The following is a 1,005-nucleotide window of genomic DNA, read 5'->3' as shown; positions in this document are numbered from 1 at the left end:
CACTGATTAATTCAGCATTTTTCCCAGACGGCTTTCCATCTGATAAATGTGTAGCAAAATAATACTTATCATGATTTGTAATTACGTAACCTACAAACCACCCATTATTATACTTCCCGTTTACTATACCTGTACCTGTTTTCCCATACAGTTCATACTTTTCATTTTTCTTAATCAATAATGAAGAAGATAATTGATTCTTTGCTTTTTTACTAAAATGGTTATTTTGTTCCATCATATTTTTAAAAACTATTACTTGTTCAAGATTAGATATTTTCAAACTATCTTCCATCCAATAGCTTTTATAACTTCCCAAGTTTTCATTACCATAATTTAATTGCTTGAGTTGAGCCGCAGTATAGTTCTTTGGTATTTGATTACTAATACGTTCGAAGTACCAATTAACTGAATTTTGCATTGCTGTATTTAAATCTTGTTCCTTATTCCAAGACTCGAAAGGATAATGTTTATGATTCCATGACATACGTGAATTTTTATCACTTATGATATGATGGTCAAGTCCAAACATCGCTAAATAAATTTTATAAGTTGAATCAGGAGAATATCTCTTTCTACTTTCTTTTTCATTATAAATATAGTATTTGTCTTTCTTCATGCTGTACATGACGAAAGATCCACTATTTGAACCAAAATTTTTACTTTCATCTAAAATTTGGTGATCGTTCTGTAAGGGCTTTTTATAATTATAATCAGTTATGGATTGCCCCATCAAAAACTGGCTTTGAATTACCATGAGCAAAAAAGTAAAAATACAAATAAAAATTGGAATTAATTTGGACTGTTTTTTCAAATTGGCTTCTTTTATATTAATTAATCTTCTTTTGAGTAATGACTTTTTACCATTAAATGAATGGCTTAATATATTTTTATTAAAAAATGGAATATTTAATACGGAGTCCATAATAGATTCCGCATAAGTTTTAAATTCATTTTTGTTAATATTATTAAGAACAAATCTATCGGCTTCTACTTCATTGTCATGAA

General features: G+C 27.9%; 1 protein-coding gene. It reads right to left on the bottom strand.

Annotation, left to right across the window (positions count from 1 at the left end):
- Window positions 1–1,005, bottom strand: a 1,005-nt coding sequence (locus ACFOY6_RS24145; RefSeq protein WP_379652459.1) for a penicillin-binding transpeptidase domain-containing protein, incomplete at both ends; no start/stop codon positions are given.

Origin of the sequence: Teichococcus aestuarii, assembly GCF_042651065.1 — a bacterium.
Taxonomy (GTDB): Bacteria; Pseudomonadota; Alphaproteobacteria; order Acetobacterales; family Acetobacteraceae; genus Pseudoroseomonas; species Pseudoroseomonas aestuarii.
Note: the sequence above shows the minus strand (reverse complement) of the source record. Positions and strands in the feature narration are given on the sequence as shown.